14 protein-coding genes are annotated in these 15,792 nt (G+C 66.8%); 3 read left to right on the forward strand and 11 right to left on the reverse strand.

The window, feature by feature from the left end; translation table 11 throughout:
- The first annotated feature begins 26 nt into the window (after positions 1-26).
- Positions 27-647: a TetR/AcrR family transcriptional regulator gene (locus FU260_RS18765; RefSeq protein ID WP_147918429.1), complete on the forward strand. Its 621-nt coding sequence runs from the start codon at positions 27-29 to the stop codon at positions 645-647.
- Between the two features lie 30 nt (positions 648-677).
- Here FU260_RS18765 and FU260_RS18770 read toward each other — a convergent pair whose 3' ends face one another.
- Both FU260_RS18770 and FU260_RS18775 read right to left on the reverse strand, forming a co-directional pair.
- Complete coding sequence (locus FU260_RS18770) at positions 678-1,544, reverse strand: ABC transporter permease (RefSeq protein ID WP_147918430.1); 867 nt, start codon at positions 1,542-1,544, stop codon at positions 678-680.
- Positions 1,544-2,506: an ATP-binding cassette domain-containing protein gene (locus tag FU260_RS18775; RefSeq protein WP_147918431.1), complete on the reverse strand. Its 963-nt coding sequence runs from the start codon at positions 2,504-2,506 to the stop codon at positions 1,544-1,546. Before FU260_RS18775 ends, FU260_RS18770 begins: the two co-directional genes overlap by 1 nt.
- A gap of 65 nt (positions 2,507-2,571) precedes the next feature.
- Between FU260_RS18775 and FU260_RS18780 the strand changes: the two genes are divergently transcribed.
- Positions 2,572-3,339 (forward strand): TetR/AcrR family transcriptional regulator, encoded by a 768-nt coding sequence (locus FU260_RS18780; protein ID WP_210418122.1) that lies wholly within the window; start codon positions 2,572-2,574, stop codon positions 3,337-3,339.
- Positions 3,340-3,388: 49 nt separating this feature from the next.
- On the opposite strand, the gene FU260_RS18785 is transcribed toward FU260_RS18780, so the two are convergent.
- On the reverse strand, positions 3,389-4,354 hold the full coding sequence (locus tag FU260_RS18785) for a helix-turn-helix transcriptional regulator (RefSeq protein ID WP_147918432.1): 966 nt from the start codon (positions 4,352-4,354) through the stop codon (positions 3,389-3,391).
- A 63-nt stretch (positions 4,355-4,417) separates the two neighbouring features.
- Between FU260_RS18785 and FU260_RS18790 the strand changes: the two genes are divergently transcribed.
- On the forward strand, positions 4,418-6,652 hold the full coding sequence (locus tag FU260_RS18790) for an ATP-binding cassette domain-containing protein (RefSeq protein ID WP_147918433.1): 2,235 nt from the start codon (positions 4,418-4,420) through the stop codon (positions 6,650-6,652).
- Positions 6,653-6,690: 38 nt separating this feature from the next.
- Here the strand turns inward: FU260_RS18790 and FU260_RS18795 are convergent, their stop codons facing one another.
- The 8 genes from FU260_RS18795 to FU260_RS18830 all read right to left on the reverse strand — a co-directional run bounded on the left by FU260_RS18795 (position 6,691) and on the right by FU260_RS18830 (position 15,589).
- The gene (locus FU260_RS18795) at positions 6,691-7,689 is read right to left on the reverse strand and encodes a sugar-binding transcriptional regulator (RefSeq protein WP_168211855.1); all 999 of its coding nucleotides are present in this window, start codon (positions 7,687-7,689) and stop codon (positions 6,691-6,693) included.
- Between the two features lie 258 nt (positions 7,690-7,947).
- On the reverse strand, positions 7,948-9,018 hold the full coding sequence (locus FU260_RS18800; protein ID WP_235912488.1) for an HAD-IIA family hydrolase: 1,071 nt from the start codon (positions 9,016-9,018) through the stop codon (positions 7,948-7,950).
- Positions 9,015-10,370 carry an FAD-dependent oxidoreductase gene (locus FU260_RS18805; RefSeq protein ID WP_235912487.1) on the reverse strand — a complete coding sequence of 452 codons (1,356 nt, stop codon included), beginning with the start codon at positions 10,368-10,370 and terminating at the stop codon, positions 9,015-9,017. The genes FU260_RS18800 and FU260_RS18805 overlap by 4 nt, the downstream gene beginning before the upstream one ends.
- A gap of 73 nt (positions 10,371-10,443) precedes the next feature.
- A complete protein-coding gene (locus FU260_RS18810) occupies positions 10,444-11,616 on the reverse strand; it encodes a M14 family zinc carboxypeptidase (RefSeq protein WP_147918436.1) in 1,173 nt (390 codons plus the stop codon).
- Positions 11,606-12,460: an alkaline phosphatase family protein gene (locus FU260_RS18815; RefSeq protein WP_168211856.1), complete on the reverse strand. Its 855-nt coding sequence runs from the start codon at positions 12,458-12,460 to the stop codon at positions 11,606-11,608. Before FU260_RS18815 ends, FU260_RS18810 begins: the two co-directional genes overlap by 11 nt.
- A gap of 23 nt (positions 12,461-12,483) precedes the next feature.
- Complete coding sequence (locus FU260_RS18820; protein WP_147918438.1) at positions 12,484-13,203, reverse strand: carbohydrate ABC transporter permease; 720 nt, start codon at positions 13,201-13,203, stop codon at positions 12,484-12,486.
- 104 nt (positions 13,204-13,307) lie between these two features.
- The gene (locus FU260_RS18825; protein WP_147918439.1) at positions 13,308-14,264 is read right to left on the reverse strand and encodes a carbohydrate ABC transporter permease; all 957 of its coding nucleotides are present in this window, start codon (positions 14,262-14,264) and stop codon (positions 13,308-13,310) included.
- Complete coding sequence (locus FU260_RS18830) at positions 14,264-15,589, reverse strand: ABC transporter substrate-binding protein (protein ID WP_147918440.1); 1,326 nt, start codon at positions 15,587-15,589, stop codon at positions 14,264-14,266. The genes FU260_RS18825 and FU260_RS18830 overlap by 1 nt, the downstream gene beginning before the upstream one ends.
- Positions 15,590-15,792: the final 203 nt, after the last annotated feature.

Raw genomic sequence — 15,792 nt, forward strand, 5'->3', positions numbered from 1 at the left:
GTTTCCCCGTGCCGTAGGCTGTCCGGATGGCGAAAGCACCCGATCAGACCCGACGCAACCCACACTCCACCGAGGCGATCCTGCGGGCCTCCCTGGAACTGGCGCAGGAGCACGGCTGGGCGAAGGTCAGCATCGACGGCATCGCGGCCCGGGCGGGGGTGAGCAAACGGACCATCTATCGGTGGTGGCCGTCCAAGGGCGCGGTCGTCCTCGATGCCTATGTGCAGCGGATCCAGCACACCCCCCTGATGACCCCACAGCCCACGCCGCACGGGGACATCCGCACCGATCTGGTGCGCCTGGTCAAGGACGGCTGGATCCAGACCGTGGGCGACTCGGCCACCTTGGTCGCTTCGCTGATCGGGGAAGCGCAACACGACCCGCACCTCGGCACCCAGCTGTGGGAGCACTTCATCACCCCCGCGAACAAGAGCGTGATGGAACGCATCTCGCTCGGCCAGGACGAGGGGGAACTGGCGCCCGGAGTCGATCCCTACCGCGCGACAGAACTGATCTACGGGCAGATCTTCGTGCGGCTGCTCCAGACGCCCGACGCCGTCGACGCCCCATTTTTGGAGAACTGCGTCGACCTTGCCCTCAGCGGACTCAGCCCCAGCCGGCCCGCGCCGGAGAGCGAGTCTTCGTAAGGCGACTGCAGCCCGGACGAGGTCTCCGGCCTACTTGCTCAAGTTCTTGAACTGCTGCACGGCCAGCGGCAGGAACACGGCCATGATCAGCGCGGGCCAGATCACCGCCCCGGCGATCGCGTGGCCGTCGATCCAGTAGCTGGCCTCCCCCACCCCGGCGCCCGGGGTCTGGAACAGCTCACGGATCGCGTTCGCCGTCGAGGACACCGGGTTCCAGGCCGCTACCGCACCCAGCCAGCCCGGCATCATCTCCGGGGGCGCAAACACTGAGGAGATGAAGCCCAGCGGGAACGCGACGGCGAACAGCGAGCCCGCCACCTCGGTGTTCTTGATCATCAGCCCCAGGAAGATGCCGACGAAGATCAACGCTAGCCGCAGCCACAGCAGCAGGGCGAAGGCGAACAGGGTTGCCGCGAGGCTGCCGCCAGTACGCCAGCCGACGATCAGTGCGATCCCGCCGATGACGGCGAGGTCGAGGGCTGCCTGGATGATGTCGGAGACACCGCGGCCGGTCACGACTGCCGAGGGGGACATCGGCATCGACCGGAAGCGGTCCATGAACCCCTTCTCCTTGTTCAGGGTGACCGCGAACGCCGTGTTCATGAACCCGAACGCCATCGTCATCGCGAACAGTCCGGGCATCGCGTAGTCGATGTAGCCCTCGCCGGCGCCCTGGCCGGTGACGTCCATCGCCGAACCGAACACGTAGACGAACATCAGCACCATCACTACGGGCATGCCGAGCTGCCACGCGAAGGTGGAGGGTTGGCGCGCCACGTGGGTGAACTCCTGCATCACGATGGTCCAGCAGTCCTTGATCGCCCAGCCGACCCGCGAGGCAAGAGAGTCCAGATCGGGCGGTCCAGGTGCCGCGGCGGTCTGCTCGGTGGTGGTCATCAGGCGGCCTCCGTCATCGTTCGGGACGTGGTCAGGTGCAGGAATGCTTCGTCGAGGGTGGGTCGGCGCAGCCCGATATCGGCGATCTCCAGACCGCGAGCGCGGATCTCGGCCGCCACCTCGGTCAGTGCCCGGACGCCGTCGGGCACCGGGACGCTGATACTGCCTGCGGCCTCGTCCACGGCCACCTCGAGCCCGGTGACCTGCTCGACCACGGCAGCGACGCTGCGCAGCACCGCGGGGTCGGCCGCGGCAACCTCCAGGCGTTCGTCCCCGATCCGTCGCTTCAGGCCGGTCGGGGTGTCCTCGACGAAGTTGCGGCCATGGTCGATCACCGTGATCCGGTCACAGAGCTTGTCCGCCTCGTCCAAGTAGTGGGTGGTGAGGAGCACTGTGGTGCCCTGCGCGGCGAGGTCACGCACCGCATGCCAGACCTCGCGCCGACCGGCCGGGTCCAGTCCGGTGGTCGGCTCGTCCAGGAACAGCACCTGCGGGGCAAGGATCATGCTGGCTGCGAGATCGAGCCGGCGGCGCATCCCACCGGAGAACTTCTTCGGGGTGCGGTCGGCCGAATCCTGGAGTCCGAAGAGCTCCAGCAGCTCATCGGCACGACGGCGGGCGGCCGGCTTGTCCAGTCGGAAGAGCCTGCCGAACGTGGTCAGGTTCTGCCGGGCGCTGAGCAGATCGTCGACGGCGGTCTGCTGACCGGCGAGGCCGATGCTGGCCCGGACGTGCCGAGGCTGGGTCCGCACGTCGAATCCGGCTACGGCGGCGTTGCCGTGGTCGAGTCGGGTGAGCGTGGTCAAGATGCGCACCATCGTGGTCTTCCCGGCGCCGTTCGGGCCGAGGAGGCCGTGCACGGTGCCACGGGGCACGGCGAGGTCGACGTCGTCGAGGGCGAGCTTCTCCTTGTAGCGCTTCGTCACGCTGGTGGCCTGGACTGCGAACTCTGGTGGTCCCACGAGAATCTCCTTACTGGGTGCGGCGTACGCAGAACGATAGCGTACGGTGTGCGCAGAAGGCAACAGTGAAGAAGGCAGGACTGAAGATGGCCGAGGACAACCCGCTCGCGCACAGTCATCGGCTGCTCTGGGAGGGGCTGCCGGAGTCGCGGAAGGGTCCCCGACCGACTCTGACGCTGGAGCAGATCGTCACCGCGGGGATCGCGCTCGCTGACGCCGAGGGGGTGGACGCGCTCTCCATGCGTAAGCTCTCCGCCGAGCTCGGCGTGGGCACGATGTCCCTCTACCGGTACGTGCCGAACAAGCATGAGCTGCTCAACCTGATGCTCGACCAGGTCCTCGGCACGCAGATCGGCCGGACCGAGCCGGGCGCACCGTGGCGGGAGACCCTCACCGCGATGGCGGAGCACGGCCGGGCGATGTACCTGAGGCACCCGTGGCTGCTCCAGGTGAACTGGAGCCGACCGGTGCTCGGCCCGAACGCGATCGCTCAGATGGAGGAGACCGTGGCCGGGCTGACCGAGCTACCGTTCGGCGACCAGGAGACGATGATGGTCGTCTCCGCACTGGATGCGTACGTGACCGGCTCGGTGCGTGAGGAGATCCTCTACTCCCAGGCGGCTGCCGAGAGCGGCCTGACCGAGGAGGAGTTCTGGAACTATCAGCTCCCCGTGCTGGTCCGCGCGATGGAGTCCGGCCAGTTTCCGGCGATGGCAGCGCTGAGCGAGGACGTGTTCGACGCGGGCTGGGAGAGCTCGTTCACCCTCGGGCTGCAGTTCCTGCTGGACGGGATCGAGCAGCAGGTGGTCCGCCGCACCGGCGCGAAACAGTAGCCGGGCCGCTCGGGCAGGTCTCGCTCGGGCCGACCCCGGTTCGATCTGGTCAGCGGTCGCGGTCGGTAGCAGCGAGCAGCCGCGCGCCGAATTCTCGGAAGGGAGCCGCTAGCTCGGCCTCGCTGCTGACCGTGAAGTCTGCGTCCAGGAACGCGAGGCCGAGGACGAGGCGTTGCCAGGTATCGATCGCCACCGTGAGACGGGTGCGGACCTCGTCGATCTGCTGGACCTCGACGTCGTCGTAGCCGAACACCTCCAGCACGCGTCCGGTCGGTGCCTCGACTACGACGCAGACCTCTCGGCGATCACGATGCAGCCCCTGACGCAGGTACTCCAACGCAGACTCGGCCGGGAGCGGGCGCGGCGCGAAGTGCTTCGCGGTCCGCCGCAGGTCGTCGACCCGGTCGAGGCGGAACACCCGCCAGGCGGACCGGCCGATGTCCCAGGCGAGCAGGTACCAGCGCAGCAGATGGTGCACGTGCCGGTACGGTTCGACGCGGCGTGCGGTGCCCGCCCCCTGTGCGTCGGTATACCCGAAGGTGACCACCTCGCGCGCAACGATGGCCTCGCCGAGGACAGCCAGCTGCTCGGCGCTCACCGGTGGGGTACCGGCGGCGGAGGTCTCCAGGCTGGATCGCAGGGCCGCAAGCCGCGGGCGTAGCCGCGCCGGGAGGAACTGGTCCAGGGTGGCGTAGGCCCGGGTCGCGGCGTCCTGGACGGCTCCCGTGGCCAGCGGGCCGCCGCCGGCGAACGCGGCCAGCGCCACCAGGGTCGCCACCGCCTCGTCGTCGTCGAAGGTCAGCGGGGGCAGCGCAGCACCAGCAGCGAGCAGGTAGTGCCCGCCCGGTCCGGGCTGCGTGCGCACCGGGTAGCCGTACCCACGCAGCCGGCTGATGTCCCGGCGCAGGGTCCGCCCGCTCACCCCGAGGCGGTCGGCCAGCTCCGGCCCGGAGAACGAACGACCGGACTGCAAGGTCGCGAGCAGCGCGAGCATCCGTTCGGTGACATCGGCCATAGCGTTCATGCTGGCAGAAGATGCGGTCAGGATCAGGCCACATCTGGTCGTAGCGTGCCGGTCATGACCGAACGCGCGATGACTTTCCGTGGTGTCCACGTCAACAACCTCGTCGATCTGGATCTGGACATTCCCCGAGGACAGCTGGTGGTGGTCATCGGCCGATCCGGGTCGGGCAAGACCTCGCTGGTGTTCGACACGCTGGCCGCGGAGGCCGGATATCAACTGAACGAGACGTTCCCTCCGTTCACCCGCAACCGGCTGCCGAAGTGGACCCGTCCGCAGGCCGACCGGATCACCGGGCTGTCTCCAGTGATCGTCATCGACCAACGCCGGATCGGCGGCAACGCCCGCTCGACCGTCGGCACCAGCACCGAGATCTGGACCTACCTGCGGCTGCTGTTCTCCCGGCTGAGCACACCGCAGGTGGGTGAGTCGGGCCGCTTCTCCTTCAACGACCCGTCCGGGATGTGTCCCACCTGCTCCGGGCTGGGCGAGGTGGTGGTCAGTGCCGTGGAGGAGTTCCTCGATCTGGACAAGTCCCTGGCGGAGGGGGCGATCCGGCTACCCGGATTCGGTCACGGCGGCTACTGGTACTCCCAGTACGCCGATATCGGCACCTTCGAGGCCGATACCCCGCTGCGGGAGTGGAGCCCGGCACAGCGCCACGCGCTCCTCTACGGCGGGGAGGCGGCAGCAGCGCTGGGCACCCGGCCGCCGGAGGGTTACGAGGGGGTGGTGGACCGGTTCGAACGCATCTACCTGCACACCTCCGACCACCTCTCGGAGAAGAAGCAGGCCACGATCGCCGAGTTCACCCGGGCCCAGACCTGCCCGGCCTGTGACGGTGACCGGCTGAACGAGGCCGCCCGGGCCGCGACCGTGAACGGCCACACCATCACCGAGCTGGCCCGGCTGGAGATCACCGACCTGGCCGAGGCGGTCCGCGGCGTCGAGGCCCCTCAGGTCGCGCCGGTGACGGAGGCGTTGACCGAACGCCTGGCAGCGATGATCACCATCGGGCTGGGCTACCTGACGCTGTCCCGGACCAGCACCACGCTCTCCGGCGGCGAGTCCCAGCGGATCAAGACGGTGAAACACCTGGCGTCCAGCCTGACCACGATGACCTACGTCGTCGACGAACCGACCGTGGGCCTGCACCCGGCCGATGTCACCACGATGCTCGACCTGCTCGCCCGGCTGCGCGATCGGGGCAACAACGTGATCGTCGTCGAGCATGATCCTGCGGTGATGGCCCGCGCCGATCAGATCATCGAGATCGGCCCGGGCGCCGGCGCCGACGGCGGCACGCTGGTCTATCAGGGCCCGTGGGCGCAGTTGCAGCACTCAAGCACGCCCACCGCCCGCGCGCTCGCTCGGCGCCGGCCCACCAGCACCTCACCCCGCCGGGCGACCGGCCAGCTGACCGTGCGAGAAGCGGACCGGAACAACCTGCGCCGCCTCACCGTGGACATCCCCACCGGAGTGCTGACCGTGCTCACCGGCGTCGCAGGATCCGGCAAGTCCAGCCTCGCCGCCGAACTGGTCGACCAGCACGGCGCCACCGTGATCGACCAGCGACCCGTGGCAGCCAACCGGCGCTCCACCCCGATCACCTACACCGGTATTGCCGCGCCGATCCGCACCCTGTTCGCCAAGCGCAACGGCGTCTCCGCCCGGCTGTTCTCGGCCAACTCCGCCGGCAGCTGCCCGCACTGCCGTGGGCTCGGGGTGATCTACACCGACCTGGCGTTCCTGGACGGTCAGGAGCTGACCTGCCAGACCTGCCAGGGCCGGCGGTTCACTGCCGAGGTGCTGGGCTACACGGTGAACGGGCTGACCATCGCCGACGTCAACGACCTCACCGTCGAGCAGGCGGCGGAGCAGCTGGACGAGCCGGGGATCACCCGCCGGCTCGTCCGGCTGCGCGAGGTCGGCCTCGGCTACCTACGCCTGGGCCAGTCGCTGACCACCCTCTCCGGCGGGGAGTGCCAACGGCTGAAGATCGCCCGTGAGCTCGACGAGGCTGACGAGCCGCATACCTATGTGCTCGACGAGCCCACCACCGGACTGCATCTGGACGATATCGAGGTACTGGTCGCGGTCCTCGACGGCCTCCTCGCCCGCGGGCACACCGTGGTGGTGATCGAGCACAACCTGGACGTCATCCGCCACGCGGACTGGCTGATCGACCTCGGCCCCGGTCCCGGCCGGCACGGCGGCCGGGTGCTCTACCAGGGCCGGGTGGGCGACTACTCCGGCGCCAGCACCCCGACCGGTGCAGCGCTCGGCCACTGACGCCAACCATCGTGGCACTCTCAGTGGCACGGACTGCGCTACAAGCCCTTTGCCGCGAAGAGCTCTTGCGCCGTCACCTCGTCAATGATCAGTTCGGAGATGTGCCCACCACGAAGCGCACCATTGACCGCATCGGTCTTATGGGTGCCGGAGACCACGCAGATCCGGTGCGCAATATGTTTCATCTTCGCCAGGTCCGGGCCGGTGCTTCGATCATTGATGCGGATCGCCCGGTACTCACCATTCTCGTCGAAGAAGGTGGTTCCGATATCGCCGACCGCCCCGTCCTCTTCCAGCTGGGCAAAATCATGGTCGGTCAGGAATGAGCCGTACAGGTGCGGGGAGCTCGGCACACCGGTGCTCACGGTGCCGATGCTGAAGAGCATCACCCCCGCCTTCTCGCCCAGCTGCCGGACGTGCGCGAAGATGCTCTCCGCCATGGACAGGCGTTTCAGATGAGCTGAGTCGAAAAAGATCGGCGCCGGGAACTGCTGGACATTGGCCCGGAACGCCTCCGCATACCGGTTCATCATCGCGTGCGCATAGTGCACCCCGATACCGCTACCGTGACCGATCCCGTTGAGCTGGACCAGCTTGCAGTTGGTCACCGCCTTCGGCTTGAGCTGGTAGCTGATCGCATTGACCATCGTGCCCCAGGCGACCGCCAACACCGTGTCGTGCCCGACGACCTCGCGAAGATGCTCAGCAGCGTATGCCGCGGTCCGCGCGTGCCGCTCCTCCGGACCGGTGCCCTCCGGCATCGTGACCACGGTGGCCTCGACGCCGTAGGCCCGCTGCAGCCGACGCTCGATCGCCGTGGCACGCAGCTCGGGGCGGGCAACTTTGATCTCGACCAGGCCGACGTCCCGGGCGTGCGAGAGCAGCCGGGAGACCGTCGACCGGGAGACGTCGAGCTCGCGTGCGATCGCCTCCATGGTCTTGTCCTCGGAGTAGTACGCGACCGCGGCGGTCAGAGCTTTCCGGAACTGGCGACCCCGCGCTCCGTCCTCGACGGAACGGTCCGAGAGACCAGCCACGGCCGTCCTACCTCCTCCTGCATATGCGTGCATAGACTCGCTCTTCCGGCCTGGAAAGTATCAGATCGACCTCCCGGACCGGACGCACATTGGTGCAGCGCGCCGACCGGCTGTCTACTTAGACCTATCAGCGCGAGTTGAACGTTGAGCAACCGAGGGGTGTCGTGATCGTGCGCAGTGGGCCCTTGGCCTCCGCAGCCACGGCTGCGGCCACGCTGCCCGTTCAGCTGGTGGAGCGCTTCGATGTCCCGGTAGCACTCAGCCGCTGACGCTCAGCCCGGCGGCCGGCCGCACCAGCACGGTGGGCACACCGGCAGCGTCGCTGGCCGACCAGGCCGCGCCGCACGCTGCACGGAGCTCGTCCAGGCTGAGCCGGCCGCCATCTCCGAGGTCGTGGTCCGCACCGGCCCGGCGCAACCGGACCGTTCCCTCGTGGATGCTCGCGACGGCGTCGCGGCAGGTCCACCAGCCGTTCTCACCCTGGGTGGGGGCCGGGTGGGTCTCGGCGAGCGCGCGCAGGTCCAAGCCGAGATAGTGCGGCCGGTCCGGGGGTCGGGCGCAGAGCAGGTCGGCTGGGCCGTCCACGCCGGTCAGCACGTGCAGACCGGCATAGCCTGCGGCCCGCGCGCCGGCGATGTCGCCGCTGAGCCGGTCACCCACCACCAGCGGGTGGCGCGCACCACTGCGGCGAGCAGCCTGGTGAAAGATCCACGGCTCGGGTTTGCCGGCGTCGCGAGGCACGCGCCCGGTCGCGTGCGTCACGGCTGCCACCATCGCGCCGTTCGCCAGCACCACGCCTCGGTCCGTGGGCACGCTCGCGTCCAGGTTGGTGGCGATGTGATCCGCCCCGGCATTGATCGCATAGACGGCCTCGGCGAGGTCGCGCCAGCTCAGCGAGGGGTGCATTCCCTGCACGACGACGGTGGGCGCCTCGTCCGCGCTCGTCACCACGGTCAGTCCTGCTGCGATCAGGGCGGCGCGCAGAGCATCGCTACCGATCGCCAGGACCCGGGTCGTGGCCTCGCCCTGATGGGCGATCAGGCTCGCTGCCGCCTGCGCCGAGGTGACGATCTGCTCCGGCGTGGTCGGGATCGCCAGCGTTGTCAGCCGCTGCGCTACGTCATCCGGGGAGCGGGAGGCGTTGTTCGTCACGAACATCATCGCCATCCCGCTGCCGCACGCTCCCTCGATCGCGTCGGCAGCGTGCGGCACGGCCTGTGGGCCCCGGTAGACGACGCCGTCGAGATCGAGCAGCGCCGCATCGAATTCCTGCTGGAGCGGACCTGATGTACGACGGAGGATCCCGAGGCTGTCCTCTGGCCCGGTCACTGGGCTGCGGAGTGCGTGGAGCCCAGGTAGGCGCCACGACCAAGAAGCTCAGCCTGCACCCGCGGCAGATCCACGCTCCGCAGTTCTCCACCGGCCGCGGCCGCCTGTGCCGCAGCGATCCCGGCTGCCTCTCCCATCGCGAACGACGGCGGCATCACCCGCACGGCAGCCAGTGCCTCATGGGTGGCGGAGATGCACCGCCCGGTCACGAGCAGACCGTCCACCTCGGCCGGAACAAGGCTTCGATAGGGGATCTCGTACTCGTTCGCTGTCGGCGGGATTCCGTCGTCGAAGGGACCCTGATCACTGGACGGGCTGTGGATGTCGACGGGATATCCGGCGACGGCGATCACATCGTCGAAGTGCCGGCCGGTGACGAGATCATCCAGAGTGAGCTGGTACTCACCGGTGATCCGCCGGGACTCCCGGACGCCGATCGTGGCGGCGGTATCGATGAGCTTGCAGTCGGCCAGTCCGGGCAGCTCCCTTTGGAAGAAGTCCATCAACACGTCCACCTGTCGGCGAGCGTCGATCTCTCCGCGGGTCAGGTCTGCGGCATCGGTTCCATCGAGACCGAGCACCCGAGTGGTGTTGATCCGCCAGACTCCCGGCTCCAGCGTCTTGAACAGTTGCACGCCGCGGCGAGGCAACGTGTAGCGGCCGGTACGAGTGGCTTCTTCCACGATGCTCTGGAACGGGAAGAGCTCCTCCGGGTGCTCACGCTTGTACTGCTCCACCGCCGCATCGTCGACGTTGCCGATCCGGAAGAACAGCGTCATCGGCTGCATCAGTCCATCGCTGTCCCTGCCCATAGCGAACTCGGCACCGGAGAGCGCAGCGATATCGCCGTCGCCGGTGGCGTCGATGACCGCCTTCGCACCCAGGTAGGACATACCGGACTTGTTGACGACGACGACCCCCTGGATCGCGCCGTCCTCGACGACGGTATCGACCGCCCAGGTGTGCAGCAGGAGATCGACGTTCTCTTCCAGCACCATCTCCTGGGCGACACGCTTGGCTGCCTCGGGATCGAACGGGGTGACCGCGTCATGTCCGTAGCGGATGAAGCCCGAGTAGGGGGTGCCTCCCTTGGTCTGGGAGGGATGGACGGCGCCGCCTCTTGCTTCCATCCGCCGGATGAACTCGTCGAAGACCCCGCGCACGAGCTGGGTCTGGCCGTCGAGCGAGAAGGAGGTCATGCACGGGCCGACGAGTCCGGCGGTGAGGTTCCCGCCGAGGAAGCCGAACCGTTCGACCAGTCGAACCGACGCTCCGCTGCGGGCCGCCGCCACGGCGGCAGCCAAACCTGCTGGGCCACTGCCGACGACGAGGACGTCGGTGGGTTCTGCCACTGGAATCGTTCGGGTATAGGTTCTCGTGCTCACTGTCATCTCTCTGTTGTGTCGGTACGAGCTCTGCTGCCGGTCACCTGTTCGAGGTCGGCACCCGCCTGCGCAGATAGCGCTCGATTGCTTGGGCTAGGTCGGCGCCGAAGGCGCGGGAGGTGGTGGCGTTCACCTCGGCTCCCTCGGCGTTGGCATAGGGAAATTCGAGAATCGCGTGCATTCCCGCCGCAGGCTCGTCATCGAGGAACCAACCGATCGACTGCTGCGGGACAGCGCGTTCGTCTCGGGTGACGAAGTTTCCGGCGACGTTCCAGGCGGTGCCGAAGGGCAGGTCGTTGGCACGCCGATAAGGCAGCGGCCCCACGGCCGCCTGTTCCAGCTCTTCGGCGAGCAGCTGCACCGCCGCCCAGTTGTCGGCGTCGGGAGAGCCGACGAAGTAGATCCGCTCGCTGGTCCGGCCGACGATGTTCGGGCAGTGCAGATCGAGCACCACATCGAATGGGCGAACCTGCGGTTCCCGGAGCAGGTCGCGAATCGCACGCACCGAGGCATACCTGCCCTCTGCCGGACCGTAATCCCGGCCGTGATCGTGCGGTGCCCGGTTCTTGCCCTGGTCGCCGGCCTCCACGCCGTCGGTATCGACGAAGGGCACGACCACGAACTCGACATGCTCGAACAGCCATCGAGAGGCCGGGTCGTCGGCAGCGAGAATGCGCTCCATCGCCCCTTCGAGCACGTGGCTCGCCATCATCTCGCAGGCGTGGTGCCGGCAGGTGAGCAGCACTCTTGCCTCGGCACCGCCATCGATGCGGCCGAACTGCAGCATCTCCACCCGCCGCCCCTGCTCGGAGCGGGTCAGCTCGTGGCGCACCACCCCTGCCCGCCCGGCACACCGGGCAAGGAAGGCGTCCAGATTCGCAGCGGTGTACGGCATCCCCAACGAGAACCGCACGTCATCGCAGTCCTGGGGAACGGTGAACGCGAACTCCCCGTCGTGCACCTCAGCAGCGCCCAGCCACCGCCAGCTCCGACCGGCGTCCACGCTCACTGTTGGCCCGCGGCCAGCCACGGGGGTGCGCGGTTCGCCCGCGACCTGCACCGTGAGCCGGCGCCCCGCAGCCCCCCGCACCCGGAAGTACCAGTAGAACCAGTTGCCGATGGTGTCGCGCAGATCGGGGCGGACCGCGATCTGCCCGTCGCCGAGGATCTCGGTCAGGGCGTTGCCGCCCGGGATGTCAGTGTCAACCTGCATCAACGGTCCCGCGCAAGCTCTTCCCGCGGTAGCGCTCGGGGGCCGGAATCCCCAGGTGGGTCAGGATGGTCGGCGCGATATCGACGTTCTCGGCGTCCTCGGCCCACTGCGCTTGACCGCCGAGCACTCCGGCGACGACGAAGGACTGCCGTTCCTGCCACGATCCACCGCCGTGCCCACCCTCATCGAGGTGACCGTGATCGGTGGTGACCATCACGAGCCACTCCTCGTCGGCAAAGCTCGGCCGGCTGCGGAGGCAGTCGATCAGCCGGGCGAGCCGGGCGTCCTGGCGCGCGATCGCCCCCTCGTACTCCACACCGGTACCGAAGTCGTGGGCGATCTGGTCGGTCTCACCGAGGTAGACGAACGCGAGATCGGGATCCTCCTCGCGCAGCTGACGCTCGGCCGCCTCCTGAATCAGCGGATCTGTTTCGGTGAACTTGCCCGGATAGTGGCGCCGGTCCACCCAGTCCACTGTGCGGACGCCGGGGCCGAACAGCGGGCCGGGCCCGAACGTGGTGCCGAAGATCAGCGCCGACGCGGCACCGTAGGTGGCCAACGTCGGTCGCTCACAGAAGGCGGTGGTCAGCACTTCCGGGTAGCGGTGCAGCCGGTTCAGCTCTTCTTCATTGGCCAGTACGCCGTGGTCGCCGGGCCACACCCCGGTGAGGATCGTGGACCAGCCCACGGCCGTGACCGTCGGTGCGACGTCCACGTCCGGTAGCGTCGTGGTCCACCAACGGCCAGCGTCCGCGACCTCGGTCAGTGCCGGCAGCGCCAGTCGTCGCGCCGTGTCATCGCGGACACCGTCCCACCCCACGAGCAGCACCTTGCGCCGCTTCATCTGTCCTTCATCCCGCATCCGTCTCATCCCTTCACTGCGCCGGCAGCCAAGCCGGCTTTGAGTTGCCGTTGCCCCAACACGAGCACCACAGTGGTGGCGGCCATCACCATCACGGTCGCCGCCATCACCAGTGGCCACGCTGTGGTGGCGACGCCCTGCATCGCCTTCAAACCGATCTGGACCGTGCGGACCTCCTCGCCACTGGCGACGAGCAATGGCCACAGGTACTTGTTCCACGTCGTGATGAAGCTGTACACCGCGAGCGTGGCCAGCATCGGACGGGAGAGCGGGAGCACCATCGAGATGAAGAAGCGGAACCGCGAAGCGCCGTCGATCTGCATGGCCTCGTGCAGCTCCGTCGGGAGGGTGCGGAACGCCTGCCGCAGCAGGAAGATCCCGAACGCCATCGCGAACGACGGCACGCTCAGTCCCTGGAACGTGTTCAGCCAGCCGAGGTCCCGGATGGTCTGGAAGTTGACGATGATCGTCGCTTCCCACGGAATCATCAAGGTCGACAGCACGATGCCGAACAAGATGCCTCGCCCGCGAAACGGTATGAACGTGAACGCGAAGGCGGCCAACGAGCTCGTCACCAACAGGGCGACTGTGACCAGCGCGGACATCACTAAAGAGTTCTTCAGATAGTGAAAGAGCGGAAACTTTCCGAACGCCTCCGCATAGTTGCCGAAGCTCAGCGGCCAGGACGGAAGCACTGCGCCAGAATTGAATTCTGCCTGCGACATCAGGCTCGCCGAAATAGCGTAGAGCACGGGAAAGGTGGCAAGTAGGGTCGCCGCCAACAGTGCGACCCAGACAAGGATACGCGAAGTTCTCCCTTGAATAAGTTTCACTGGTAATGCACCTTCCGCTCTCCGACCCGGTACTGCACCACCGAGAGGACCACCACGATCAGGAAGAGGATCACAGTTTGTGCGCTGGCGTAGCCGACGCGGTTATGCACGAACGCATTTTGGTAGATCTCGTACACGATCAAATTGGTGGCGTCCGCTGGGCCGCCTTCGGTGAGGATATCGATCTGGCCGAACGACTGGAACGAGTCGATCACCAGCACAATACTGACGAAGAACAGCACCGGAGAGAGCAGCGGCAGGGTGATGTGCCGCAACTGGCGCATCCGTCCAGCGCCATCGAGAGCGGCACTTTCGTAGAGCTCTGTCGGCAGTGACTGCATCCCGCCCAAGAGCACGATGAAGTTGAAGCCGAGATGCATCCATATCGTGGTCAGAGCTACCGCGAACAGCGCGAAACTGGGATTGGTGAGCCACCCGATGGGGTCTATCCCCACTAGGCCGAGCATGGCGTTGAGAATGCCCTGACTCGGGTGGAATATGAGCCGCCAGACCACAGCGGCGGCCGCTGCCGAGACTGCTAGAGGCAAGGCGTAGACGGTGCGGAAGAATGCCGAACCACGCACCTTCTCGTTGGCCAGGATCGCCAGGACCAAGGCAATCACGATCGTGACCGGCACGACCATCACGGCAAACTTCAGGGTATTCCAGAGACTGGTCCTGAACGCATCGGAGGTCAGGTTACTGATGTAGTTTTCCAGCCCGATGAATACGGTCGGCTTTCCGAGCACGTTCGTGTGGAAGGCGCTGAGCCATCCGGTCTTGATGGCCGGATAGAACAGGAAGATGGCAAAGATCAGCAGTGCGGGGGCCAGGTAGGCGAGCCCGCTGAACGCGTTCCGGACCTCACGGCGGCGCTGGGCGCGCCGCCGTGAGGTGCCCGCAGGTCGGGCGCTGGACGTACGCGCCGTCACTTCGGTCTTGACTGGTGCCATCAGTTGGCCTCGCTGTAGGTCTCCAACAGTGAGGTGACCTCGTCGGCAGCACCATCGAGAGCGGTCTGTGGATCAGCGCCGCCGTAGATGGCTTCCCAGGTGTCCGCAATCGGCGAGGAGATGTCCACACTGGACAGGACACTGAGGCCACCGGCCTCGCCGTCGGCGGCCTGAGCCTGCTCGTTCGCCGAGGCTAGCGCCGGCAGCTCGTCCATCGCGTCGATCAGCACCTGCTCCTCATAGGCACCGTCGTTCACCGGGAAGTACCCGGTGTTCGCCGCCCAGCGTGCCTGGATCTCGGGGGAGACGAGGAACTTGACGAACTCGTAGGCGGCCTGCTGGGTTTCGTCAGGGCTGTCCTCGAGCATGAAGACTCCGGCCCCGCCAGTAGGAGACTGGCCGGGCTCGACACCGTTGGGCACCGGGGTCGGCATCGAGTCGAACTCGAAGTCGGCCGCCTCCTCGTGCATGATCGTGGCCGCGGTGGTGTCGACGATCATGCCGATCTGTCCCGTGTACCACGGCTGGCGCATATCGTCGTGGCTGCGGCCGTAGTTACCGATCAGGCCCTCATCGAACATTTCCTGCAGCCACGTCATGATCTCCACACCGGTATCGCTGTTGAATACCGCTTCGGTGGCAGGTGCAGAGTGGCCATTGTCATTGTTGACCATCGGCTCGCCGCTCCGGCTCATCATCGAGTGGAACCCGGAGTTATTGATAAGGAATGCCCCGCCCTGGTCCATCCCGAGCTCTTCCTGCAGAGTCCGAGCAGCGTTCTCGAAGTCATCGAAGGTGACCAGTGGCTCGTCCGGGTCAAGGCCTGCCTCGCGGAAAGCATCGACATTGTAGAAGACGACTTCCATCGAGGCCGCCTGAGGCATGTACTGCAATTCTCCATCGACGGCGTAGGAGTCGCGGACGACCGGCAGGAGAGATTCAATGTCGAACTCATCATCAGCATCGATGAACTGCTGCATCGGAGCGACGATCCCAGCGTCGACAGTTTCCTGGACGCGCCCAGAGTTGATCTGCATCAGGTCGGGAGCCTCATCGGTACCCACCACTTGCATGAGCTTGGTGTACGCCTCGTCATACATCCCGTGTTCGGATGCGTCGATGAAGATCTCTGACTGACTGTCGTTGAACTCTTCGATGTACTCTTGCAGCTGCTCGCCGTTATTTCCCCGCATCGAGTGCCAGAAGGTGACGACGGTCCTGCCTTCATCGTCGGTCGCCGGTTCATTACCCGAACAACCACTCAGTATCAGAGCAGCAACACCGACGGCCGCCAGCCCGGTCAGCCCTTTTCGTGCTCGTCTCATCCCTCGCGCCTCCAGTGCTTTGGGTATTCGCGTGATAGTCGTCGAATAGACGGATTCGGAACAGCGTCAACGTACCCCGCCTGCCCGAGCCTGCCGACGCTGTGCACGTACGTGCAGGTAGTTCTGCGGTATTCTCCGGACCGTCATGCTCTGTTTGCACCAACGTGCATCTGCTTTCTTGCCATCCGGACAGGAGCGTTGAC

The sequence above is a fragment of the Ruania zhangjianzhongii genome (assembly GCF_008000995.1).
In the GTDB taxonomy this organism is placed as follows: Bacteria; Actinomycetota; Actinomycetes; order Actinomycetales; family Beutenbergiaceae; genus Ruania; species Ruania zhangjianzhongii.